Raw genomic sequence first — 23,363 nt, forward strand, 5'->3', positions numbered from 1 at the left:
GGCGTCGAACGACCCGGAGAGGTCCTGCGGCTCCTCCGTTTCCTCAGGGAGGAGGAAGCCGGCGATGTCTAGCCTTCTCTGGCCTGGAACTGATGCAGCAAGAGCTGCATGATATGGGGGTCTATATTGCTCAAAGCACCGGCTTGGGACTGGTGAGCTTCAGCCTCTTGGTCGCCGAGGATGTCCACTTGGCCGGGGGCGATGTTCAGTTGATTGATGAAGCGCTCGCCGAATTCGCGATCGAGTGACACGCCGACGAATCCCAGCCGCGTGCTGTCGCCTTCCCCGGATGCTCCCCCGCGCCTGAGCCCTCCCGGCAGCGACAGCAGCGCTCCTTCGCTGTTCAGGCCGTATGCCAGCATCTGATAGAAGCGCTGATAGAGAATCTTCCGGATTTGCCCGGGAGGTCTCAGTGCTATTTGGGATATAGCCCGGCGAGTCGGATCCGTGGCGCTGGCGGCAAGATCGAAGAACGAGGAGATGACGTAGCGCGACCTGCGCCACATGTAGACTCGGTAAGGAACTCTCGTAAGGATGAAGTTGGGGTTCGCGTTGAGCCATACCTCATCGAATGTTCTATCGCCCGCGGGATAGGCCAGATCCAATTCCTCGGCCCAGATGCCTGTGGTCCACCCATACCGCTCGCCTTCGATGATGAGTATCCTTCGAGGCAGATCGTCCAGCTCGTGGCAGGCCTGGTCGAAGATAGCCGCTATTGCGCCTACTGTCTGTTCGTGCCTTGCCCGCATGTAGCGCAGAAGGAGATTCGCATTCTCCAGCAGATACGACTCGGCGGCATTCTGGAACTGCTCGACGTAGCCTCGCTGGCGTGACAGGCCGACGATCTCCTCAGGGCTGGTGAGCGGGCCGACTTCGTCAACGAATCCGATGCCGGTGTTGCTGGGCTTCAGCAACAGGCTCCAAGGATTCGGAAACGTTTTGAACCTCAGCAGGAGATCCGGCGCCACCCTGTCGAAGTGCTGGGTGCAGAACGCACAGAAGCATGTGGCCTCCACGCGCCCCAGGCTTCCGCCCATCGGCCATAGGTCGGTCGCGTCGATGGCGATGCCCTGCAGCTTTCCCGGCTGCTGTGCGCATACTTCTCTAACGATATCGACGCCTGTGCCCAGGATGGCGGCGATCACCTCCACGCTCCGCGGATTCGCCACACACAGTTGTGGCGACGCGTCACCGAGGATGTCGCGAACCGATAGCCCTTCGCCTGGGATGAAAGACAGGTTCGGACAGATGGTGAGCACGATGCCCATGCCGCGGGAGGCGAACTCCTGGACGACGTCCTCAAAACCATTGAGGACGTTGGAGACGCTGGCATAAGTGGAGAACTTGATGCCCCGAAGTCCATCCACCCCGAAGAGAGGGCCGTCGAACTCTGTTGCCGGAAGACTCACCGCTGTGGGTTCGACACCCCACAGCTGGGTGAAATTGGAGATCAACTCTTCAGGAGTGCGGTACCGGAGTATGGCGAGACTCGGTATCTCCAGCACTCCTTCCCCCGCGTTCTCTTTGATTCTGCTGATCGGCCATGACCTACGCGCCATCAGAAGGAACCTCCCCGTGACAGTGCCTGCCGGCCCTTGGTCGTCACTTCGTATCTACTGTCAGGGCTGGAACGCATATATCCTTCGTTCATCAACGCCTCGACTATTCTTTCGGCTGGCTCGGTATTTTCGACAGAGCTAATCGTCTCTATCATCTCGGCGTGTTTGAGCCTGCCGTTCAGCGCGTGGCCCGATCGTTGCACCAGGGCGGTCAACACACGAAGCATTTCCGGCTCTATCTGCCAGTGCATGCGCTTCTTCACCGCGCTATCCAGCTCCCGCACATCTCTCACCGCCTCCTCCACGGCCGCGTGAATCTGTTCCAGTTTCTCACTGTGGCCGGAGTTCGCAGTGTCCACGGCAGTTATCACAGTGCCGATCTCATGTCGCAGTTTCTGGGTTTCCAGGCGCAGTTTCTCGGCCTCCTGCAACGTCTTCTCGATGTCCACTCTTATCTTCTCGGCCTCGAGTGGCACCTTCGTTGCGTCAGCCCCTAGTTTCGCAATTTCGGCCGCGATCTTCCTGCGATTTGCCCATACGCCGATCAGCACGCCTATGACTGCGAAAAGTCCCCCCGTTCCCGCTGCAAGTATCCCTTGCCACCACGTCATGCATCGGATCATATACAGCGAGAATCGCCGCGCAAGCTTGTTTGTAACATATTACAAGCCTAGGTGCGCTTATTGCCTGATTGGTGCGCGCCGAAATTGTATTGATAATACATTATAGGCATATGTGCGCTTTGTCCGATTGCATTATAGAGTGGATCTTTCTCGGCCAGCTGATCAGCGGCCCCCGCGCACCGCTACGACATGGGCAGAACGTCAAACGCAGCCCCATCCCCAGAGTCCTCACGACGATCTAGGGAACAAAGAAGCAAGCCTAGTACGGCAGCCGCCATTTGCTGTGTGAGCTGGGAAGACGTGGTGCCGGGCCGGACGTGAGTTTCTGGCGGGATCCCCGTACAACGAGAGCAGCCGCTCGTGATCATGTCTGTGTGACGAGAACAAGATCCAAAGCGGCTGCTGCCCTCATCGTAGAGGCCAGGCGGGCGCAACAAAACCTCGACGACCTCATGACCGCGCTGGCCCCGATGTTCCCCCGGATCGAACCGCGACTGCAGGCCGCCAAGTACGTCCGGGCCGTGATGTCCGAGCTGCCCCGGCGCAACGGCTGGACGATCGCCGAGTGGATCGGTGACCGCCGTCCGGACGCCACCCAGCGCCTGCTGAACCGGGCCCGATGGGACACCGCGGGCGCGATGAGTACCGTCCGCCGCTTCGCTGTCACCCGGCTGGATGCCGCCACCCGGCCGGGCAGCCTGACCGTCGGCGTGCTGGACGAGTCCGGCCAGGAGAAGAAGGGCACGGCCACGGCAGGCGTCAAACGCCAGCACATGGGCTGCGCCGGCGGCATCGACAACGGCATCAACACCGTCTACCTCGCCTACGTGCGCGCCGGGGCAGGGCACGCGCTGATCGGCGCCCGGCAATGGATCCCCGCCGAGCAGATCAGCGACCCGGTCACCGCCATCACCACCGCTCTTCCGCTGGACCTCAGCTTCGCGACCAAGGGTGAACTGGCCATCGGCCTGCTGCGCGAGGCCTACGCCGACGGCGTGCGCCTGGACTTCGTGACCGGGGACGAGGTCTACGGCGCCTGCACCACGCTGCGCACCTACCTGGAAACCCACGGCCAGGCCTACGTGCTGCGCATCCGCGCCACCTTCACCCTCACCCTCGGCGGCGGCGCCTGCCTGACCTGTGAACAAGCCGTGGCCAAGCACCTGCGGCCCAAACGCCGGTGGACCATTCGCTCAGCCGGGCACGGCTCCAAGGGCGAACGCACCTATGCCTGGGCGTGGATCGCCACCGCCAGCCCTGCCCACTTCCTGCTGGTCCGCAAGCACCGCACCACCGGTGAGCTGGCCTTTCACTACTGCTTCGTGCCCGCCGGTCAGCCGGCCACCCTGGCCCGCCTCATCTCAGCCGCCAGGTTGAGGTGGCCGGTGGAGGAGAGCTTCCAGGCCGGCAAGGACCTGTTCGGCCTGGACGAGTCCCAGGTCCGCCTCTATGAGGCACTACTGTGGCACCTCGTGCTGGTCATGGCCGGCCTGGCCGTCTGCGCGGTCGCCGCCGCAGCAGCCCGGCATGGAACCGACACCCACGCCGGCCGACCCTGGCCTGATCCCATTGACGGTCGCCGAGGTCAAGCGCCTGTTCAACGCCGTCACCGGACATCCACCGACGCTGGAACACACCGTCCACTGGTCGACCTGGCGACGCCGCCATCAAGCCCGCGCCCGCTGGTTCCATCACCGAGCCCGCCTGGCCACTGCATATAGCCAGGTCAACTAATGAATGGCGGCTGCCGTACTAGAGGGGGATCCACTCCTTGGACGTGGTGATCTCGTCCAGGATGGACGGGATGGGGTCCACGCCGAGGCCAGGCCTCGTCGGCACTGCCAGGTGGCCGTCCGAGAGTTCGAAGGGCTCGGTGAGGTCGGTGGCGAAGTAGCGGCGGGAGGCGGAGGTGTCGCCCGGGAGGGTGAAGCCGGGCAGGGCCGCCAGCGCCACGTTCGCCGCCCGGCCGAGGCCCGTCTCCAGCATGCCGCCGCACCACACCGCGATCCCGTTGGCCCGGCACAGGTCGTGGACGCGGCGGGCCTCCAGGTAGCCGCCCAGGCGGCCGGGCTTGATGTTGATGATGGAGCAGGAGCCGAGGGCGATCGCCGCCGCCGCGTGCTCGGCCGACTCGATGGACTCGTCCAGGCAGACGGGGGTGCGCAACCGGCGGGCGAGCGCGGCGTGCTGGACGAAGTCGTCGTTGGCCAGCGGCTGCTCGATGAGCAGCAGGTCGAAGGCGTCCAGGCGGGCCAGGTGGCGGGCGTCGGCCAGGGTGTAGGCGGCGTTGGCGTCCACCTGGAGCAGCACGTCGTCGCCGAAGCGCTCGCGGACGGCGCGGACCGGCTCGATGTCCCAGCCGGGCTCGATCTTCAGCTTGATCCGCACGTACCCCTCGGACAGGTAGCCCTCCACCGCGTCGAGCAGCCGCGGGATCGAGTCCATGATGCCCACCGAGACCCCGCACGGCACCCGGTCGCGCGACGCCCCCAGGTAGCGGCCGAACGACTCGCCCGACGCCCGCAGCTGCGCGTCCAGCACGGCCGTCTCCAGCGCGGCCTTGGCCATCCGGTGCCCCTTGACCGGTTCCATGGCCCGGCCGGCGGACTGCGCGTCCACGCTCGCGGGCAGCCTCGGCAGGAGGAAGCGCCGGATCACCTCGGCCGCGCCGTCCACGTACTCGGAGGAGTAGAGCGGCTCCGACATGGCCACGCACTCGCCCCAGCCCTCCGCGTCGGGCGTCACCACCCGCACCAGCAGCACGTCGCGGGCCGTCTCGGTGCCGAACGAGGTGCGGAACGGGGCCACCAGCGGCATCGCGACCCGGCGCAGCTCGACTCCAGTGATCTTCACGCTCTCTCCACTACGTAGTACGACTTGTCGTGAAATCCGGTGACTCTGCGTCCCTCAGCCAGCATGTCACCCAGCGTCTCCCGTACGGCATGCCGCCAGGCCTTGGCCGTGCCGGGGTCGGTGCGGCGCAGGCGCTCGACGTCCTCGGGCACGGCGACCAGGACGGTGGCGGCGTCGGCGCGGCCGGGCACCGGGCGCCCGCCGTCGCCGGCGAGCGCCACCACCGCGTCCGGCGGCACCGGTACGGGGGAGCGCGCCCCCGAGACGAGGGCCTCGACGCGCCGGTCGGTGATCGGCCAGACCGCGAGCACCCGGTCGGCCTCGTCGCCCTGGTTGATCGCGTCGTCCATGACGCCGTAGAAGGCCGGCAGGTACTCCTCGGGCCGGGCGCCCAGCTTGGCCAGATTGAAGTGGGCGTTGCGGCGCACCAGCGGGTCGAACGTCCAGGTGATCCGGCGCACCCCGCGCTCCAGCGCCCACTGCCGCTGGTGCAGCTTCAGCGCGAACCCGGTGCCGGGGGAGCCCAGCACGCCGGTGATGTGCGAGTGCAGCGTGGCGTCCGCGCCGAAGAACGCCACGGACGCGCCCACCAGCCGCTCGCCGTCGAAGGCGCCCGCCACGTAGTTGCCCGCGTGCGCCATGGCCAGCATCAGCTCGGCGGTGATCGGCCGTCCGGCCGGCTCGAAGTGCCAGATGTCCTCGAACAGCGCCATGACCTGCTCGAACTCCGCGATGCCGTGGAGCTCTCTGATGGCGTTCAAAACTGTCGGCCCTCTCCGTGGGTCGGATGTCACCGCGACGTTATGCCACCGCACCCCCGCCGGGATTCGTCCGGGCATACCAAGACGGCGGGCTTCTTCGTCGCCCCGCCCGAGGAGCCCGCTCTGGGCGGGGTCAGCGTTCGAGGACGGGGAGGGAGGAGGGGGCCGTGGTCAGGGGGCGGGGGCCGGATTCCGTGCACGCCACGATGTCGGCCACCCGGGCGCCGAACAGGTCCGGTACGTAGATCGCCGGTTCCAGGCAGAGCACCATGCCCGCTTCCAGCGGAGTGTCGTCGTCCGCGCGCAGCCGGGGGCTCTCGTCGGCGCCCAGCCCGACGCCCCGGCCCGCCCCGGGCGCCGCGAACCGCCCGTAGCCGCTGTCGTCGACGGCCTGCGCCACGGCCGCCGCCACCGCCGCGGCCGGGACGCCCGGCCGGGCCGCCGCCATCCCGGCGTGGCGGGCCGCCACCACGACCGAGTACACGGCGTCGTAGTCCTCCGGCGGCTCGGCGACCGCGAACACCCGGGCCACCTCGGCGCAGTAACCGTCCCAGCGCGCGCTCAGCGACACCAGCAGCGCGTCCCCCGGATTGATCACCCGGTCGGACGGGACGCTCCCCGGCGCGGCGGTGCCGGGACCGGCCGTGACCCGCACCGACAGCACCTCCTCGCACCCCGCCTCCAGCGCCAGCACGAGCAGCCGGGTCGCCATGGCCCGCTCGGTGGCGCCGAACCAGGACAGCTCAGGGGCGCAGGCCAGCACGGACTCGGCGGCGAGCGCGGCCCGCTCGACCATCGCGACCTCGTACGGCTCCTTCCGCAGCCGCAGGGGCGCGAGCACCTGCGCGGCCGGGACCAGTTCCGCGTCGACGGCCAGCCCGAACAGCTCCCGCACCCGCATCTCGGGGTCCACCCCGACCCGCCGCACCCCCGGCGGCAGGTACGGGCGCGGGTCCGCGGTCTCGGCGGCCCCGTCCATCGTCACCACGAGGAAGCCGTCACCGCGCCCGCCGAGAAACCGGAAGTCCGGCGAGGGCCGCAGCACCAGCGCGTCGATCCCGTCCGCCGCCATCCCCGCCCGCACGGCACTCAGCCGGTTCCCTCCGGAGACCGGAGCGGACACGGCGGGGCGCGTCCGCTCCTCCCGCACGCCGCCCACCGGCCGGAGGTCCGGCGAGGGCTGGGAGGGGTCCGGCGGGGTCACGACGGCTCGTGCAGCCAGCAGGCGACCGGCCCGAACTCCGGCTCCTTGACCCGGCACACGTCCATCACCAGCGGGCACCGCGGATGGAACCGGCACCCCTGCGGCGGGTCCGCCGGGTCGGGGACGTCGCCCGGCAGCTCGCCCGGCAGCACCCCCATCCCGTCCGGCTTCGGGATCGCCCCCAGCAGGGCCTGCGTGTACGGGTGACGAGGCTCGGCCCACACCTCGGCCGTGTCGCCCACCTCGACGATCCGCCCCAGGTACATGACCGCGATCCGGTCGGCGATCAGCCGCACCACCGACAGGTCGTGGCTGATGAACAGCAGCCCCGCCCCCGAGGAGACGGCCAGGTCCCGCATGAGGGTGGCCACCTGGGACTGGGCGGAGGCGTCCAGCGCCGAGATCGGCTCGTCGCCGATGAGCAGCCGCGGCCGCGCGGCCAGCGCCCGCGCGATCGCGATCCGCTGCCGCTGCCCGCCGGAGAACTCGTGCGGGTGCCGGGAGGCGAACTCGCGCGGCAGCCCCACCCGCTCCAGCAGGTCGGCCGGACTGCTCGTGGCGTCGCCCGCCACCCGCAGCCCGTCCGCGATCTGGTCGCCGACGCGGCGGCGCGGGTTCAGCGACGCGTACGGGTCCTGGAACACCATCTGGACCCCGGTCATCGTCCTGCGGCGCAGGCCCAGCGGCGTCACCGGCGTCCCCTCGAAGCTGATCGACCCCGAGGCGGCCCGGTTCAGCCCGACCACGGCGCGGGCCAGCGTGGACTTGCCGCAGCCGGACTCGCCGACCAGGCCCACCACCTCGCCCGCGCGCACCTCCAGGCTCGCCCCGGCGACCGCCCTGACCACGGGCCGGCCGGGGGTGCGGTGCTCGACGACCAGGTCGTCGATCTTCAGCAGGCTACTCATGAGACCTCCGCGTCGGGCAGCGACGCCAGTAGCGTGCGAGTGTACGGGTGATCCGGCTCGCGCAGCACCCGGGAGCGCGGCCCGGTCTCCACGACCAGGCCGTCCTTCATCACGCTCACCTCGTCCGCGACCGCCGACATGACGCCCAGGTCGTGCGTGACCAGCAGCACCGCCAGGCCCAGCTCGTCGCAGAGCCCGCGCAGCAGCCGCAGCACGCCCGCCTGCACGGTCACGTCCAGCGCGGTCGTCGGCTCGTCGGCGATGAGCACCTTGGGGGAGCAGGCCAGCGCCACCGCGATCGCGATGCGCTGCCGCATGCCGCCGGAGAACTGGTGCGGGTAGCGCCGGTACGCCTCCTCCGCGCCGGGGATGCGCACCTTGCGCAGCAGCTCGACCGCCCGGTCCCGAGCCTCGGCCTTGCCGAGGCCGAGGTGGTGGCGCATGTGCTCGGTGAGCTGCCTGCCGACGGTCAGCATCGGGTGCAGGCTGGTGGCCGGGTCCTGGAAGACCATGGCGACCTCGCCGCCGCGCACCTTGTTCAGCTCCTTGGGCGGCAGCGTGAGCAGTTCGCGCCCCTCCAGCGCGATGCCGCCGGTGACGCGGGAGCCGTGCGGCAGCAGGCCGAGCACGGCCAGCCCGGTCATAGTCTTGCCCGAGCCGCTCTCGCCGGCCAGGCCGTGCACCCGGCCGGGCTCCAGCGTCAGGTCCACGCCGCGCAGGATGTCCTTCCCGCCGATCGTCACCTTCAGGTCCGTGATCGCCAGCGTCACAGCGCACGCTCCTTGATCGCGCGAGCGGTACGGGGGTCCAGGGCGTCGCGGAGGGTGTCGCCGAGGAAGTTGAACGCGAGCACCACGGTCAGGATCGCCAGGCCCGGGAAGGTGGCGACCCACCAGCTGTCGAACACCTCGACGCCCGACGACACCATCGCCCCCCACTCGGGCGACGGCGGCTTGGCGCCCAGCCCCAGGAACGACAGGCCGGACAGCAGCAGCAGCGCGGTGCCGATGTCGAGCGTGGCCAGCACCAGGATGGGGCCGGTCACGTTCGGCAGCACGTCCACGCGGAGCGAGCGCCACGCGGAGAAGCCGAGCAGCCGCCCGCTCAGCACGAACTCCCGCTCCCGCACGCCCAGCACCAGCCCGCGGGTGACGCGCGCGTACGCGGGCCAGGCCACGACCAGCACGGCCAGCACCGCGTTGGTGAGGCTGGCGCCGAGCGCCGCGGCCACCACCATGGCCAGGATCACCGTCGGGAACGCGAACACCAGGTCCGCCAGCCGCATGATCGTCTCGTCCACCCATCGGCCGAAATATCCGGCGCAGGCGCCGAGGAGACCGCCGATCAGCAACGACAGCGCCACCAGCGCCAGGGTCAGCGGGATCGACACCCGCGCCCCGTGCATGACCCGCGACAGGATGTCGCGCCCGAGCTGGTCCGTGCCGAACCAGTGATCGGGCCCCGGCGGCGCCAGCCGCGGCAGCTCCTGGGCGAGCGGGTCGTGCGGGGCCAGCCAGGGCGCCGCCACCGCGATCACCAGCCAGGCCACCGCGATCACCACGCCGGACACGGCGAGCGGCTGCCGCCAGGCCTGCGGCAGCCGGCCCAGCAGCCCCTTGCGGGCCAGGGGATCCCGCCTCATCGCAACCTCACTCGGGGGTCGATCACGCCGTACAGGACGTCCACGATCAGGTTGATGACCAGGTACACCACGCCCACCACCAGGCCGACGCCCATCACCGCGGGCAGGTCGAGCGTGGTGGCGCTCTTGTAGGCGTACTGGCCGATGCCCGGCCAGGCGAAGATCGCCTCCACCAGGACAGTGCCGGACAGCAGGCTGCCGAACGCCAGGCCCGCCACCGTGATGACCGGCACCAGCGCCGAGCGCAGCACGTACCGGAACAGGATCACCCGTCCCGGCAGGCCCTTGGCGCGGGCGGCGCGCACGTAGTCCTGGCCGAGCACCTCCAGCACCGCCGAGCGGGTGAACCGGGTCAGCAGCCCGATCGTGTAGAGCGCCAGCACCAGCGCGGGCGTGATCAGGTGGCCGGCGGCGGAGCCGAACACGTCCCACTGGCCGGCCAGCAGCGCGTCCACCGTGTGCAGCCCGGTCACCGGGGGCGGCGCGCCGAGCGCCGGATCCACCCGGCCGCTGCCCGGGGTGATCTGCAGCCGGTAGAAGAACACGTAGAACGCCACCAGCGCCAGCCAGAACGTCGGCACCGAGATGCCGATCAGGCTCAGCAGCCGCAGCAGGTGGTCGGAGAGCCGGTCGCGGCGCAGCGCGGCGATCACGCCGAAGGCCACGCCGAGCACCAGCGAGATGAGGATGGCCGCGCCCGCCAGCTCCAGCGTGGCCGGCACCGCCTCCGCCAGGTCCTGGCTGACGGGCCGGTGGCTCTGCTGGCTGTCGCCCAGGTCACCCTGGACCAGCCCCTGCAGGTACAGGCCGTACTGCTCCCACAGCGGCTTGTCCAGCCCGTGCTCGGCCCGCCACTGGGCGACGATCTCCGGGTCGTTCATGGCCCGCTGGCCCAGGTTCGCCGCCACGGGGTCGCCCGGTACGAGGTTCGTCAGCACGAACGTCACCAGGGTGACCCCCCACGCGAGGAGGATGGCCATCAGCACCCGGCGGATCAGGAACCGGGCCAGCGGCGGCAGCGCCGGCCGCCGGGGGCGCGGCGGGGTGACCGCCGCGCCCTTCTCCACGCTCGCGGGCACTTCTACTGCACGCCCAGGTCGGCGACGTCGACCTGCCACACCGGGTGGTACTCGATGCCGGTGACCGAGGTGGCCGCGACGATGTTCTGGCTCGGCTGGATGAGCGGGACGAACGGCCCGGACTCGTTCAGCTTGCGCTGCACCTCCTGGTAGGCCTGCGTGCGGGCGTCGTCGCCGATCGCGGTGGCCGCCTTCTCGCCGAGCTCCTCCAGTTCCTTGTTCGCGCCGGCCTTCCACCCGGCGCGCTCGCCGACGAGCTGGCCGGGCAGGAACGCCAGGTAGACGTTCGGGTCGGGGTAGTCAGGGCCCCAGTACCACAGGCCCATCTCCTCCTTGCCGTTGCGGTAGTTGTCCAGCGCCGTCGTCACCGGGGCGGGCTGGAGGTCCACCGTGATGCCGACCTCCTTGAGGTTGGCCTGCACGCGCTCGGCCAGCGGCTGGAAGGACAGGCCGTTCACGGTCAGCTCGGTCGGGTACTCCAGCTTGACCGTCGGGTTGGACAGCCCGCTCTCGGCCAGCGCCGCCTTGGCGCCCTCCACGTCGCGCTGCACCGCCTCGCCCTCGGGCAGCGCGCCCAGGATCTGGGACGGGATCACGCCCGGCGCCCTGGCCGCGCCCTCGCCGGCCAGCTCCAGCAGGCCCGAGTAGTCGACGCCCTTGCGGACGGCCTCGACGAACTTGGCGTTCGTCGTCACGTCGCTGATCTTGGAGTCCTGGTTGGCCAGCAGGAAGAAGACGTTCGCCGAGGCGGTCTTCTTGACCTGCAGCGTGTCCGGCATGTTCGCCACCTGGTCGCCGGACAGGTTCAGCGCCAGCTGGCTGTCGCCGCGCTGCACGTTGAGCTTCTGCGTCGCCGACTCGACGTTGCGGATGACGACCTTCTCGTACGCGGGCTTGTCGCCGTGGTACTGCGGGTTCGCCTTCAGCACGACCTGGCTGCTGACGTTGAACGTCTCGATCCGGTACGGGCCGGAGCCCGCCGAGTTGGCGTTCAGGTACTGCTCGGCCTTGTCCTGGGCGTCGGCGGTGCCGCCGTTCTCCTTGACCACGTCGCTGTTGAGGATGCCGAGCGCGGGGTTCGGCAGGATGTACGGCAGGGCGGCGTTGGCCTTCTCCGACGTCATCGTGACCGTCGTGTCGTCGGTCTTCTCGACCTCCACGCCGTCGAGCAGGAACGACGGGCTACCCTTCATGTCGCGGACCCGGGTGAGCGAGAAGACCACGTCGTCGGCCGTGATCGGGGAGCCGTCGGCGAACGTGGCTCCCTGCTTGAGCTTGAGCGTCAGCACCTTGCCGTCGTCGGACAGCTCGTAGGACTCGGCGAGGGCGGGGACGGGCTTGGTCACGTCCGACCCGTCGAACGTGAGCAACGTCTCGTACGTGGCCTTGCCCACGATGAGGCCGGTCGGCTCGTACGTGCGTCCGGGGTCGGCCGTCTTCAGGTCGAAGGACGTGTCGATGACGAGGGTCTTGCCGCCGCTCTGCGCGGCGGGGGCCTGTGCGCCGCCGCTTCCGCAGGCGGCGAGGGCGAGCGCACCGGCGAGCAGCACTGCCGCCGTCTGCGAGCGGGTCGCCATGTAGGTCCTCCAAGTGGACGGTTCGAACGGGAACGCCCAGGATTGTCCGTCAATCTGTCCAGGTTCTGTGCGGTCACTGAGACGGATATAAATGAGTGCGAGGTAACAATGACTGAAATTTCCAGAAATGGTGGTACCGGGGGCACGCACCCTGGACGGATCGGCATCGGGCTCGACCTGGACTCCACCCATATGAAGATCCTTGAGGTCCTCCGCGAGAACGGCAGGATCTCGGTCGCGTCCCTGGCGGAGCGGGTCGGCATCTCCCGGGCGAACGCCTACACCCGCTTCGAGGCGCTGCGCGCGGAGGGCGCCATCAAGGGCTTCACCGCCGAGGTGGACCCGGTCAAGGCAGGACTGGGCATCACCGCGCTCATCTTCGTGACCGTCCGGCAGCAGATGTGGAAGCAGTTCAGGGCCGAGCTGGCGCGCATGCCGGAGGTCGAGTACTGCGCGATCACCACCGGGCAGCACGACGCGATGATCCTGGTAAGGGTGGCGGACGTGGCCGAGGTGCACGCCATGGTGACCGACCGGCTGGCCAACATCCCCGCGGTCAAGGCCACCGAGACCGTGTTCATCCTGGACGAGGTGCTCAAGCGGCCCTACGTGCTGCCGAGCGACCGCGAGCGGGCCCGCCCCGCCCGGCGGCCCGCCCCCGAGACGCCGGGGGACGTGCCGCTGGGCAAGATGCGCTTCGTGCAGGCCGCCGAGGGCAGGGCGGCGCTGCGCAAGGACACCTGACGGTCAGGCGACGACCTCGGTGCACACGCTCACGTGCGGCGTGTCGTCACCGGCGAACATGAACTCCTCCACCAGGCGCAGCCTGCCGTCCGACTCGTTCTCCACCCGGCTGTCGCTGCGTCCCGCCGCGGTGCCGCCCGCCACCAGCGCGTGCACGTACGAGATCGAGACCCGCTCGCCCTCCCGGGTGCCGACGAAGCGGCCGAGGGTCACCGTGTCGCCGGTGTAGCTGCCCCACACCAGGCCGTCCTCCTCCCAGTACTCGAACTCGGTGGGGCTGTCGGGGTCCACCTTGCTCGCGGTCGAGCTCACCATCACGAATTTGCGGCCGTTGAGTAGGTTCACGCGCTCCATCGTGGAGGCTGCGCGCCCGCGGCCGGGAACCGGCTGGACGGATGGCGCGACGGCGACCGGCTGGGCGGCGATCCGTCCAGCCGGGCCCGGCGAATCCTTGGCTATTCCGATCACATCGCTTAATGTGTTGGTCAAATCACCGTCGGTAACGAGGAGATCGTCATGGTGGCGTACGTGTTCTCGGTCATGGCGGCGGTTGCCCTGGTGGGGGCCGCCGCCTTCACGTTCCGGCTGGCGGGCAAGGGGAGTGACGACCGCGGCGCCGACGGGCCGTCTGCCGGGCACGCGGGGGCCATGCTCTCGGCGCTGTTCCTGCTGGTCTTCGCGATCGCCGTGATCGTCCCCTGGACCACCGCCGACGCGGCGAGACAGAACACCCAGGTCGAGAGCCGCGCCGTGGTCGACGCCTACTGGGCCGCCGCCGGGCTGCCGTCCGTCATGGTGGAGCCGATCCGCACCGGGTTGCGGGAGTACGCGACCTTTGTCGTGGAGGACGAGTGGCCGCGGATGGCCCGGGGTGAGCTCGACCCGATGGGCGGCGTCAGGCTCGACGAGCTGCGTTCCCGGGTCATCGAGCTGACCTCGGACGACGACGACGAGCGGGAGGCCAGGACCACCACGCTCGGCCACCTCTCGGCCATCGGCGCGGCCCGCGCCCAGCGTGCCGCGGACGCCGCCGCCACCCCGCCGGCGGGGCTCCTGTCCCTCACGGTCCTGACCGGGCTGGCGGTGATCTTCTTCCCGTTCCTGGCGGGGGCCCGGCCGCGCGGGATCACGTTGCTGCCGCTGGCGGCGATGGCCGCCCTCCTGGGCTTCGGCACGTATCTGACCTGGGACATCGCCCGCGCCTTCGACGGCCCGCTGGCGGTCGGCCCGGAGGCCTTCACGGCGGCGCTGAACGAGTTCGCCCGCATCGCCGGAGGCGTTTGACATGCCACGTCCCCTGGCCCCCCTGCTGGCAGCGATCACCCTGCTGACCCTCTCCGCCTGCCTGCCCGCCGAACCGGCGGCGCGCGGCAGCGGCCCCGCCCCACCGCTCGTCCGCCCCGTCGCGCCCTCGGATCTCCCGCCCGTGCGTGTCAGCCGCGTCGAGGGCGCGTCGTATCGCGCCGGGCGTTGGTCCGTGACGGGCGTGCGTGCCGATTACGGCCCTCCGGACCCCGCCGAGCTGGGGGAGCGCGCGGAGCGGCTGGCCAGGAACCTGTCCCGGCCGAGGTCCCGGACGCCGGATTCCCGGTTGTCGAAGCCCCGGCTGGCCGAGCCCCGGGTAATGAAACCCCGGGTGTCGAAACCCCGGGTCGAGCCGCCCGGGGTCTCCGTCGGGGAGGGCCGGGTGCCGGGGAAGCGGCGGCCGGGGCCGCTGGTGTCGGTGCCTGACGTGCGGGTGTACGGAGACGCGGTGTGCGTCGAGACCCCGCGCTCCCACGTCCACATCGGCAGATGCCGCGCCACCCCCGTCCCGGAGAGCACCTGGCGCGCCTCCCAGGTGTCGCCGCCCGTCGTGACCCCCACCCCGACCCCCACCAAGGCCGAGCCCACCCCCACCTCCAACCTGAGGATCGTGGCCGCACGCCCCGACCCACCAGAACGGCCCAACCCCCTCGCGACGGTCCTACTGATGGCAGTGCTGACCACCGTGATCGCCTCAGCCACCGCCGTCGCCTTCGGCGCCGTCAAATAACCACCCACAACCGGCCCTGACCGCCGGTCGCCCTCGACGCAGGCAAAGGAGCCGGCCCGCCGACATCAGACGTCCACCGCCCGCCCGGCCGGGTGAACCCCGCGCTGATCCAAGCCGGGCAAGCGCCGCCCGACTACCCGATCAGGTGAGTGCCGCTCGCTGGTCCAGGCCGGGTGGGTGTCCCGGTCGGGTGAGTGCTGTCCCGCCCTTCAGTCACTCCCCCCGGCCACCCCGGTCGGGTGAGTGCCGCTCGGTGATGCCGGTCAGCTGGTCGGTGCGTGGTCGTTTCGGTGGTGGGTCGCAAGGGGTGGCGTGACCGTTGCCAGGAAGGGCAGCAGGGCCTCGGCGGTCTGGTCGGGCATTTCGGCGTGCGGGTAGTGGCCCGCGCCGTCGATCACGCGTACCGTGGCCGGTCCGCCGAGCTTGGCCGCGGTGCGGGCGGCGTCGCCGGCGGGGTCGGGGAAGTCGGCGTCTTTGCCGCCCATCACCAGCAGGGACGGCTGGGTGACCTCGGCGTACCGGTTCTCCACCCCGGACAGGGAGAGCGCGATCTGCGCGCGCAACGGGACCATGCCGCCGGGCGCGCGCAGGGCCGCCTTCAGCTCCGCCAGGTACGCGTCGAAGTCGTCCGGCCGGGCCGAGGGGTAGCTCGTACGCAGGAACATCCCCCAAAGCCCGGCGTTCCTGCCGACGAGCCAGGACGCCGCCCGCATCCACGCCTTGACCTTCGTCTCACCGGAGAACGTGCCGATGAGCCCGAGGCCGGAGACGGACTCCGGCGACTCGGCCGCCGCCCAGACCGCTGACGAGCAGCCGATCGAGTGGCCGACGACCGTCGCCGGGCCGCCCAACCGGCGGATGAGGGCGAGCACGTCGGAGCCGATCGCGTCCACCCCGTACCCGGGCCAGCCGGTGCCGGAGGCGCCGTAGCCGCGCACGTCCATGGCCGCGACCCGGTGTCCGGTCAGCCGGGGGATGAGGTGGCGGAAGGTGCGGTGGGTGTCGCCCATGCCGTGGACCAGCACCACCAGCGGCCCCTCGCCGCTGACCCGGTACGCGATCCGGCCGCCGGGAACGTCCAGCGATTCCATAGTTCACCGCTCCAATCAGAGAGCACCGATCTCCATTGAGTGCAGTGAACCACGCGCCTGGCGTGAAGGCAAGGGCTCAGACGCTGGAACGGCGCCCGGTCAGCTGGAGGCTCTGGCCCCGTTCCAGATAGACCACGCGATCGTCCAGGCCGCAGCTCAGCATGTGCTGCTTGAAGTCGCTCAACGGCGAGGCGAACGCCGCGTAGTCGTCGAAGTGGACCGGCACCACGGTGGTGGGATCGACGAGGTCGACGTAGCGGGAGCCCTGCTCGCCGTCCATCGTGACCGTCATCAGGCCGAGCAGCTTCGTGCCGCCCAGGTGCACGACCGCCACGTCGACGTCGGGGAAGCGGATCGGGATCGACTCCAGCCGCCGGTCCATCAGCGTGTCGCCGCTGATGAGCAGCCGCAGGTCGGGCAGCCCTTCCGAGTCGCAGAACTCCAGCATGCTGCCCATGACGGGAGGCAGCAGCGTCTCGGCGGAGCCGGGCGCGTGGCGGGCCGGCAGCGCGGTGATCGTCACCGACCCGCCGGGGCCGCGCAGCTCGTGCTGCTGCCAGATGGACAGGCCCGTCGTCCGCTTGAACCCCTGCCGGCCCAGCCGCCGCGCCGCGTGCCGGGTCGTCACGATCTCCGTGTCCCGGTCCAGGCCCTTGCGGGTCACCCGGTCCCAGTGGTCGCCGTGCATGTGCGACAGCACCACCGCGTCCAGCGGCGGCAGCTCGTCGATCCGCAGCGCGGGCTCGGTCAGGCGCTTGGTCGTCAGCCCGTAGCCGAGGTAGGCGCGCTGGCCGCGGTGCAGGAAGTTCGGGTCGGTGAGCAGGTTGAAACCGTTGTAGCGGATGAGCGTGGTGGCGTTCCCGATGAACAGCAGGCTCCCCCGGCCGGTGGCGGGCATGGCGTCCTCATCTCCTGCGGGTGGAACGGTCGGGCAGGACTTTTGTCCCTTTTCGTCCAGTAAATGACCCCATGCCACCGATTGCTGACGCCAAACCCGCCCGTACGGGTCAGCCAGGGGCGATGCCACTGAGGCACGTCGCCACCAGGCGGTCGGTGAAGCCGGGCGGGACCCGGATCTCGCCGGCCGGGGTGCCCGTGAACAGGTGCGGCAGGATGAGCTCGTGGCAGGCCCCGACCACCATGGTCGCCGCGGCCTCGGCATCGGCCCGCGCCGCGACCTTGCCCGCCGCCTGCCCCGCCCGCAGATAACGCGTCAGCGCCCCCCGCAAACCGTCCGGCCCCTCGGCGTGCCCTCGGAGGAGGCCGGGGCCGCCGCCGAGCTCGGCGAAGCGGGCCAGGACGCCCGGCTGGGCCAGGAGGCCGGCGAAGGCGGGCAGGATCGCCAGGTGCAGCGCCACCCCGTAGTCGACGTACGCCCGCAGACCGGTCTCCAGGTCACCCTCGCCGGAGCCGTCCGGCAGCGCGGGGAGGCCGCGCTCCACCGTCCGGACGTGCGCCAGCAGCGCCCGCGCGATCAGCTCCTCCTTGTCGGCGAAGTGGTTGTACAGCACCCCGTCGGCGACCCCCGCCTCCTTGGCGATGGCCCGCACGGTCAGCCCCGCCGCGCCGTGCCGGGCGATCAGCCGCTCGGCCGTCGCGATGAGGTGCGCGGGCAACGACTCGCTGCCGGGGACGGCTGCCGCTTTACGAGGGCTCATGTCCGTACGCCCGATATCAGGTTGGCGTAGCCGCGCAGCCGTACCGCGCCCGCTCGCTCGTACGGGCGCAGGGCCGGCGCGAGGGCGGCCGTGGCGCGCTCGGCGGAGGCGGGATCGGCGAGGGAGAGCCGGTAGCGGATCGGCCCCCATCCGGCGAGGAACGCGGCCGCGTCCTCCGTGTCGCGCCCCCACACCTGGTCGGCCTCCACCGGGGTCACCTCCACATCGGTGAAGCCCGCGGCGGTGAACACCTCCTGGACGCGGGCGGGGTCGGCGAGCGAGGCGGGGGAGGTGCCGTCGGGCGACTCGGGCGGCGGCGGCAGGTGGGCCGCCATGGCGCCGAGCACCGTGACCAGCTCCGGTATGTCGCGCAGGCTGAGGAACGCCACCCGCCCGCCGGGCACCAGCGCGCTCCCGATGTTGCGGAAGGCGGCCACCGGATCGGCGAAGAACATGATGCCGAACCGGCTGACAGCCAGGTCGTAAGCGCCTTCGCCGAAGTCGTGCACCTGGGCGTCGCCCTGGGTGAAGGTCACGTTGCCGACCCCCTCGGCGGCGGCCAGCTCGCGGGCCTTGGCGAGCATGGGCGCCGACAGGTCGAGCCCGGTCGCCTCCCGGCCCCGCCGCGCCGCCAGCCTGGTGAGCTGGCCGGCGCCGCACCCGACGTCGAGCACCCGGTCGCCGTCGCGCACGAAACGGAGGAGGTGCTCGTTGTAGACGCCGTTCATGGCGTCGTAGCGGTCGTGGTGGCCGGCCCAGTGGGCCCCCTCGTAGCCGTTCCACGCCTCGGCCTGGTGAGTGTTGACGATCGCCATACCAACTCCTGGATGAACATGCGTTCATGAACGTGCATTCATGATGTTAGCATGCCCGCATGGCGATCTCCGCACATCCCGTGACAGAACCCATCGCCCACCACGGCGAGGGCCCCGCGTGGCACCCGCGCTGGGGCGGCCTGCGCTGGGTGGACATGCTGGCCGGCGACCTGCTCGCGCTCGACGCGCAGGGGCGCGTGCGGCGCAGGCACGCCGGATCGCTGGCCGCCGTCATCAGGCCGCGCGCGGGCGGCGGGTTCCTCGTCGCCGCCGAACGTGAGTTGCTGCTCGCCGACGCCGACGACCTCCACGCGCCGCTCCGCTCGCTGGGCGAGGCGTGGCAGGACCCGTCCGTGCGGATGAACGAGGGCGGCTGCGACCCCGACGGCCGCTTCTACATCGGCTCCATGGCCTGGGACGAGACCCCGGGCAAGGGCTCCCTGTACGTGGCCGCGCCCGACGGGTCGCTGACCGTGGTGCTGTCCGGGGTGGGCATCTCCAACGGCCTCGACTTCAGCCCTTCCGGAGACCGCGCCTACTACGCCGACACCATGACCGGCCGGGTGGACGTCCTCGACTACGACCGTGAGCACGGGCTCACCGCGCGCCGCCCGTTCGTCACCGTGGACCGGGGCAAACCCGACGGGCTGACCGTCGACGCCGAGGGCGGCGTGTGGGTGGCGCTCTTCGACGGCGGCGCCGTGCACCGCTACGCGCCCGACGGCACCCTCGACGCGGTGGTCGAGCTGCCGGTGCGGAAGGTCACCGCGGTGACGTTCGGCGGCGACGGCCTGGACCGCCTGTTCATCACCACCTCCGCGGTCGGCGTCGACCGCGCGGAGCAGCCCCTCGCGGGCGCCCTGTTCACGGCCGATCCGGGAGTACGGGGCCGTCCCGTCCTGGAGACGACCCTCTGACCTCCTCCGTCACTCCACGGCGGACAGCGCCTTCAACTGCTCGGTGCGCGTCCGTCCGAGATCGGCGGCCATGGCCAGGGCTCGCGGGTCCGCGCCCGAGTCCCGCTCGCCGCGGGTCACCTTGACCGACTGGTCCAGGTGCGCGCGCACGCTCTCCAGGAACAGCCGGTCGAACGCCTTGCCCCGGGCCCCGCGCATGGCGTCGAGCCGGGCCGCTGTCACCATGCCGGGCATGTCGTGCCCCTCGTGCACGTTCACGTCCGGCAGCCCCGCCGCGGCGCGCAGCTCGCGCAGCCGGTCCAGCTCGTCGCGGTGCGCCTCGGCCAGCGACGCCGCCAGCTCCCGCACCTCCGGCGTGGAACCGCGCCGGGCGCCCAGGTCCAGCATCGGGAGCGCGCGCCCGGCCATCGGGATCATGAGCTGCAGCCACGCGGCGTCGGTGCCGTTGAACCCGCTCGCCGACGCCACGGGGGTGGGCGGGGGAGCGTGCCCGCCCGTGCCGCACGAGGTGATCAGGAACGCGGCGAGCAGGGCCGCGCACGCCGGGGGACACCGCATGGACTCTCCTGACGACGACGGACGTGAGAGCGCTCTCTCAGAGTAGACGACCAGCGGGGAAGAGCCGGCTCGCGCGGATGGTTGGCATGGACATGGACGAGGTCGACGTGGTGGTGATCGGCGCCGGGCAGGCGGGGCTGTCCAGCGCCTACTTCCTGCGCCGGTTCGGCCACGACCCGCTGGTCCTGGACGCGGACGACGGGCCCGGCGGCGCGTGGCGGCACCGCTCGCCCACGCTCACCATGGACAAGGTCCACGGCGTCTTCGACCTGCCCGGTGTCCGGCGCGACCCGGCCCGCGACGGCGACGACCGGCCCGCCGCATCCGTCGTGCCCGCCTACTACGCCGCCTACGAGCGGGAGCTCGGCCTGGACGTGCGCCGCCCCGCCAAGGTCACCGCCGTCGAGCCGGGCCCCGCCGACCGCCTCCTGATCACCGCACGCCTCGGCACCGCCGTGACCGCCGCCACCGATGCGGCGTCGTCCGCTGCCGAGGCGAGCCCGTCCTCCCGCACTGGTGCGGCGTCCGCCGACGGCGACGCGGGCCCATCCTCTAGCGCGTCGGTCGATGCCGACGCGGGCTCGTCCTCCCGCGCCGGGTCGACGTCGTCCGGGTCCTCTCGTACGGGGGAGGTCGTCGCAGGGTGGGCCGCGCGGGCTGTGGTCAACGCCACCGGCACGTGGACGCGCCCGTACTGGCCCTACTATCCGGGCGCCGCGGATTTCCGCGGCCGGCAGCTGCACTACGTCTCCTATCGAGGGCCCGCCGAGTTCGCCGGGCTGCGGGTGGTCGTGGTGGGCGGCGGCCACTCGGCCGCGCACGTGCTGGCGGAGCTGGCGGGGGTCGCACGGGAGACGTTCTGGGTGACGCGCCGGCCGCCCGACCTGCGGGGCGACGACTTCGGCGAGCAGGCCAGGCGCGAGGCGGTGGCCCAGGTCGAGGCCCGGGTCCGCGCCGGGCTGCCGCCGCGGAGCGTGGTCAGCGTGACCGGCCTCGGCGCCACCCCCGTCGTCCGGCAGGCGCTGGAGGCGGGCGCGCTGCGCCGGTGGCCGATGTTCGAGCGGATCACCCCCGGCGGCGTGGTCTGGCCCGGCGGACGGTACGAGGAAGCCGACGTGATCGTCTGGGCCACCGGCTTCCGCTCGGCCCTGGACCACCTGGCGCCGCTCCGGCTGAGGGAGCCCGGCGGCGGCATCAAGGTCGACGGCACCCGCGCGGTCCGGGAGCCTCGCCTGCACCTGGTCGGATACGGGCCCTCCGCGAGCACGATCGGCGCCAACCGGGCCGGCCGGGAGGTGGCCCGCGCCGTCGACCGGCTCCTCACCCGAGCCGCCGCCTGAGCACCACATCCGATGCGGATAAATCATGATTGGCCACAGGTGAGCGAAAGATCCCCTACTATTTTGCCTCGATAGTGGGCGCGACCGGCCCGTGCAGTCCAGGCCCGGAAACGCGTCCTGCACCACGTGGCGAAGGAGAAGCGTGGCCGTTGCGTCCTCCGCCGGCAGGCGGCGCGGCCTCCTCCGAGTTCTGGGCACGACGGCCCTCCTGACGGCACTCTGCCCCGGCCTGACCGCGGCGGTCCCGCTGACGGCGCTCGCGGACCCGAAGCCCTCGGTCAAGAAGCTGGAGAAGGAGCTGGCCGCACTCCAGAAGGAGTCCGACAAGCTGATCGAGGACTACTACCACGGCCGCCGGGAGCAGCAGCAGGCGGAGAAGGCCGAGAAGGCCGCCCGTGAGAAGCTGGCCGGATCCCAGGAGGTGTTCGACCGGCACGCCACCGAGCTGCGCGCCATGGCGATCACCCAGTACATGACCGGCGGGTCCGAGAACATGGCGCTGCTCACCGGCGTCGAGGACCGGGGCGGCCTGATCCGCAGGCTGGCGCTCACCCGGCACCTCGCCGACGAGCAGCACGCCAAGCTGTCGGGCTTCGCCCGGGTGCGCGACGGCCACCGGCAGGCCAAGGAGGAGGCGGAGGCCCGCGCCGACGAGCTGGACGCCACCGTGAAGGACCTCGCCGGCCGGCGCGAGAAGGCCGAAGCCACGATCGAGAAGATCAGGGACAAGATCGACCAGCTGCACAAGGCGCCCGGCCGCCGCTCCGACGGCACGTTCGTGCCGCAGCTCCCCGACGGGTCCGACAACGTCACCCCGCGCATGCGGCTGGTCAAGTCGCTCATCGAGCGACGCTTCGGGACGGGGCCGGGCATCGGCTGCTACCGGCCCATCCAGGACGGCGGCGAGCACCCCCTGGGCCGCGCCTGCGACTTCATGCTCAGCCGGGGCGGCGCCTTCCCCTCGCCGGCCGAGGTCCAGCGCGGCCACGCGATTGCCGAATGGGCCATCAAGAACGCCCGGCGCCTCGGCATCATGTACATCATCTACCGGCAGCGGATCTGGCACGTCAGGACGGGTTCCTGGCGCGTGATGACCGACCGCGGCGGCACCACGGCCAACCACTACGACCACCCGCACATCTCGGTCTACTAGCCGCGCTTTCCTCGCCGTCGAAGCCGGGACGGCCGGGAAAACGCGGTAAGTCAGCGCTTGCAACCACGGATACAGTGCCCTGCAGGCGCGCGGCATCGCACGAGCAAGCGTCCGGCAGGCGGTCGGCCTTATCAAGGTGGTGCACACCCCGACAGCACACGGGGCCCCCGGGAGAAGCCCGGGGAGCACTCATCCCTCAAGGAGAAGTCATGCGCCGCTCGCTTCGCACCGTTCTCACGCTCGCCGCCGCCTCCGCCGCCACCGCCGTGGCCATGGGCGCCCCGGCCGCCGCCTCGACAGACCCGCAGCCCCTGATCATGAACCCGCCGACGCAGAACTGGGGTTCCTACTACTCCAGCAACTTCAAGGCCAAGGCCAAGGGCACCGTCAAGGCCAACTGGAACCCGGCCCACACCCAGAACGACGTCCGCATCAAGGGCAAGCTGTACGACCTGGACTTCCGCACCCTGCAGCAGGGCGGCAAGTGCGCGTTCGTGCAGATCCGGGTCCACCACCTCTACCAGCCGAACTGGAAGTGGGACGAGGCCGGGGCCTACAAGCTGTGCAACGCCGGCCACGTGAAGAACTTCACGTTCTGGAAGCACAACGTGGACAAGGTCCGCATCCGCGTCAGCCAGATCGGCTACTACAGCAACAACCTCACCAAGCGGGGCGCCTGGCACCAGGTCACCATCTGATCAGACGACCGCGACGAAGAAGGCCCGCTCGCCCGAGCGGGCCTTCTTCCATGACCGAGGTGATGGGGGTGCCGTGGCGCGCACCAAGGTGTACGTATACGTCATGTCGGCTCTGCCGGCCCGGCTGTCGTCCGGGGTGACCATCCGA

The 23,363-nt window shown here is 70.8% G+C and carries 24 protein-coding genes; 8 read left to right on the plus strand and 16 right to left on the minus strand.

Translation table 11 applies throughout. From position 1 onward, the window contains the following. Window positions 1–68 precede the first annotated feature (68 nt). Both AB0K05_RS36090 and AB0K05_RS36095 read right to left on the minus strand, forming a co-directional pair. On the minus strand, window positions 69–1,505 hold the full coding sequence (locus AB0K05_RS36090) for a hypothetical protein (protein ID WP_271276223.1): 1,437 nt from the start codon (window positions 1,503–1,505) through the stop codon (window positions 69–71). A 53-nt stretch (window positions 1,506–1,558) separates the two neighbouring features. Next, window positions 1,559–2,170, minus strand: a complete 612-nt coding sequence (locus AB0K05_RS36095) for a hypothetical protein (protein ID WP_271276224.1) — start codon at window positions 2,168–2,170, stop codon at window positions 1,559–1,561. 464 nt (window positions 2,171–2,634) lie between these two features. On the opposite strand from AB0K05_RS36095, the gene AB0K05_RS36100 reads away from it, so the two are divergent. Further along, a complete protein-coding gene (locus AB0K05_RS36100) occupies window positions 2,635–3,903 on the plus strand; it encodes an IS701 family transposase (protein WP_364235309.1) in 1,269 nt (422 codons plus the stop codon). A 31-nt stretch (window positions 3,904–3,934) separates the two neighbouring features. Here the strand turns inward: AB0K05_RS36100 and menC are convergent, their stop codons facing one another. From menC to AB0K05_RS36140, 8 genes are all read right to left on the minus strand, one after another. Continuing rightward, a complete protein-coding gene (gene menC / locus AB0K05_RS36105; protein ID WP_271276226.1) occupies window positions 3,935–5,035 on the minus strand; it encodes an o-succinylbenzoate synthase in 1,101 nt (366 codons plus the stop codon). Further along, the gene (locus tag AB0K05_RS36110; protein WP_148032066.1) at window positions 5,032–5,796 is read right to left on the minus strand and encodes a GNAT family N-acetyltransferase; all 765 of its coding nucleotides are present in this window, start codon (window positions 5,794–5,796) and stop codon (window positions 5,032–5,034) included. Before AB0K05_RS36110 ends, menC begins: the two co-directional genes overlap by 4 nt. Window positions 5,797–5,929: 133 nt before the next feature. Then, window positions 5,930–7,000 (minus strand): M24 family metallopeptidase, encoded by a 1,071-nt coding sequence (locus AB0K05_RS36115; RefSeq protein ID WP_364235312.1) that lies wholly within the window; start codon window positions 6,998–7,000, stop codon window positions 5,930–5,932. Continuing rightward, window positions 6,997–7,908 (minus strand): ABC transporter ATP-binding protein, encoded by a 912-nt coding sequence (locus tag AB0K05_RS36120; protein WP_364235313.1) that lies wholly within the window; start codon window positions 7,906–7,908, stop codon window positions 6,997–6,999. Before AB0K05_RS36120 ends, AB0K05_RS36115 begins: the two co-directional genes overlap by 4 nt. Next, window positions 7,905–8,678 carry an ABC transporter ATP-binding protein gene (locus AB0K05_RS36125; RefSeq protein WP_364235315.1) on the minus strand — a complete coding sequence of 258 codons (774 nt, stop codon included), beginning with the start codon at window positions 8,676–8,678 and terminating at the stop codon, window positions 7,905–7,907. The genes AB0K05_RS36120 and AB0K05_RS36125 overlap by 4 nt, the downstream gene beginning before the upstream one ends. Next, window positions 8,675–9,550, minus strand: a complete 876-nt coding sequence (locus AB0K05_RS36130; protein ID WP_148032063.1) for an ABC transporter permease — start codon at window positions 9,548–9,550, stop codon at window positions 8,675–8,677. Before AB0K05_RS36130 ends, AB0K05_RS36125 begins: the two co-directional genes overlap by 4 nt. Then, window positions 9,547–10,629, minus strand: coding sequence for an ABC transporter permease (locus tag AB0K05_RS36135; protein WP_364235317.1), 1,083 nt, complete (start codon window positions 10,627–10,629; stop codon window positions 9,547–9,549). The genes AB0K05_RS36130 and AB0K05_RS36135 overlap by 4 nt, the downstream gene beginning before the upstream one ends. 2 nt (window positions 10,630–10,631) lie before the next feature. Next, window positions 10,632–12,206 carry an ABC transporter substrate-binding protein gene (locus AB0K05_RS36140; protein ID WP_364235320.1) on the minus strand — a complete coding sequence of 525 codons (1,575 nt, stop codon included), beginning with the start codon at window positions 12,204–12,206 and terminating at the stop codon, window positions 10,632–10,634. A gap of 108 nt (window positions 12,207–12,314) precedes the next feature. Here AB0K05_RS36140 and AB0K05_RS36145 point away from each other — a divergent pair, with 108 nt between their 5' ends. After that, window positions 12,315–12,950 carry an Lrp/AsnC family transcriptional regulator gene (locus AB0K05_RS36145; protein WP_219544325.1) on the plus strand — a complete coding sequence of 212 codons (636 nt, stop codon included), beginning with the start codon at window positions 12,315–12,317 and terminating at the stop codon, window positions 12,948–12,950. A gap of 3 nt (window positions 12,951–12,953) precedes the next feature. Here AB0K05_RS36145 and AB0K05_RS36150 read toward each other — a convergent pair whose 3' ends face one another. Further along, on the minus strand, window positions 12,954–13,295 hold the full coding sequence (locus tag AB0K05_RS36150) for a hypothetical protein (RefSeq protein ID WP_261808604.1): 342 nt from the start codon (window positions 13,293–13,295) through the stop codon (window positions 12,954–12,956). Window positions 13,296–13,466: 171 nt separating this feature from the next. Between AB0K05_RS36150 and AB0K05_RS36155 the strand changes: the two genes are divergently transcribed. Both AB0K05_RS36155 and AB0K05_RS36160 read left to right on the plus strand, forming a co-directional pair. Next, on the plus strand, window positions 13,467–14,234 hold the full coding sequence (locus tag AB0K05_RS36155) for a hypothetical protein (protein WP_364235324.1): 768 nt from the start codon (window positions 13,467–13,469) through the stop codon (window positions 14,232–14,234). Between the two features lies 1 nt (window position 14,235). Then, the gene (locus AB0K05_RS36160; RefSeq protein ID WP_364235326.1) at window positions 14,236–14,985 is read left to right on the plus strand and encodes a hypothetical protein; all 750 of its coding nucleotides are present in this window, start codon (window positions 14,236–14,238) and stop codon (window positions 14,983–14,985) included. A 263-nt stretch (window positions 14,986–15,248) separates the two neighbouring features. Here AB0K05_RS36160 and AB0K05_RS36165 read toward each other — a convergent pair whose 3' ends face one another. From AB0K05_RS36165 to AB0K05_RS36180, 4 genes are all read right to left on the minus strand, one after another. Continuing rightward, window positions 15,249–16,076 (minus strand): alpha/beta hydrolase, encoded by an 828-nt coding sequence (locus AB0K05_RS36165; RefSeq protein ID WP_364235329.1) that lies wholly within the window; start codon window positions 16,074–16,076, stop codon window positions 15,249–15,251. Between the two features lie 76 nt (window positions 16,077–16,152). Beyond that, window positions 16,153–16,974 (minus strand): MBL fold metallo-hydrolase, encoded by an 822-nt coding sequence (locus tag AB0K05_RS36170; protein WP_148032058.1) that lies wholly within the window; start codon window positions 16,972–16,974, stop codon window positions 16,153–16,155. Between the two features lie 109 nt (window positions 16,975–17,083). Further along, entirely contained in the window at window positions 17,084–17,734 is a 651-nt protein-coding gene (locus tag AB0K05_RS36175) for a TetR/AcrR family transcriptional regulator (protein ID WP_271276233.1), read from the minus strand. Continuing rightward, window positions 17,731–18,549, minus strand: coding sequence for a methyltransferase domain-containing protein (locus AB0K05_RS36180; RefSeq protein WP_364235333.1), 819 nt, complete (start codon window positions 18,547–18,549; stop codon window positions 17,731–17,733). Before AB0K05_RS36180 ends, AB0K05_RS36175 begins: the two co-directional genes overlap by 4 nt. A 59-nt stretch (window positions 18,550–18,608) precedes the next feature. On the opposite strand from AB0K05_RS36180, the gene AB0K05_RS36185 reads away from it, so the two are divergent. After that, entirely contained in the window at window positions 18,609–19,466 is an 858-nt protein-coding gene (locus AB0K05_RS36185; protein WP_364235335.1) for an SMP-30/gluconolactonase/LRE family protein, read from the plus strand. Between the two features lie 9 nt (window positions 19,467–19,475). On the opposite strand, the gene AB0K05_RS36190 is transcribed toward AB0K05_RS36185, so the two are convergent. Beyond that, window positions 19,476–20,024, minus strand: coding sequence for a DUF305 domain-containing protein (locus AB0K05_RS36190; RefSeq protein ID WP_364235338.1), 549 nt, complete (start codon window positions 20,022–20,024; stop codon window positions 19,476–19,478). Window positions 20,025–20,110: 86 nt separating this feature from the next. On the opposite strand from AB0K05_RS36190, the gene AB0K05_RS36195 reads away from it, so the two are divergent. The 3 genes from AB0K05_RS36195 to AB0K05_RS36205 all read left to right on the plus strand — a co-directional run bounded on the left by AB0K05_RS36195 (window position 20,111) and on the right by AB0K05_RS36205 (window position 23,215). Continuing rightward, the gene (locus AB0K05_RS36195) at window positions 20,111–21,364 is read left to right on the plus strand and encodes an FAD-dependent oxidoreductase (protein WP_364235340.1); all 1,254 of its coding nucleotides are present in this window, start codon (window positions 20,111–20,113) and stop codon (window positions 21,362–21,364) included. Window positions 21,365–21,506: 142 nt separating this feature from the next. Beyond that, on the plus strand, window positions 21,507–22,517 hold the full coding sequence (locus AB0K05_RS36200) for a hypothetical protein (RefSeq protein WP_271276237.1): 1,011 nt from the start codon (window positions 21,507–21,509) through the stop codon (window positions 22,515–22,517). Window positions 22,518–22,726: 209 nt separating this feature from the next. Continuing rightward, complete coding sequence (locus AB0K05_RS36205) at window positions 22,727–23,215, plus strand: hypothetical protein (RefSeq protein ID WP_364235343.1); 489 nt, start codon at window positions 22,727–22,729, stop codon at window positions 23,213–23,215. The last annotated feature ends 148 nt before the right edge of the window (window positions 23,216–23,363 follow it).

This window comes from Nonomuraea sp. NPDC049486 (assembly GCF_040676925.1).
GTDB classification, from domain to species: Bacteria; Actinomycetota; Actinomycetes; order Streptosporangiales; family Streptosporangiaceae; genus Nonomuraea; species Nonomuraea ferruginea.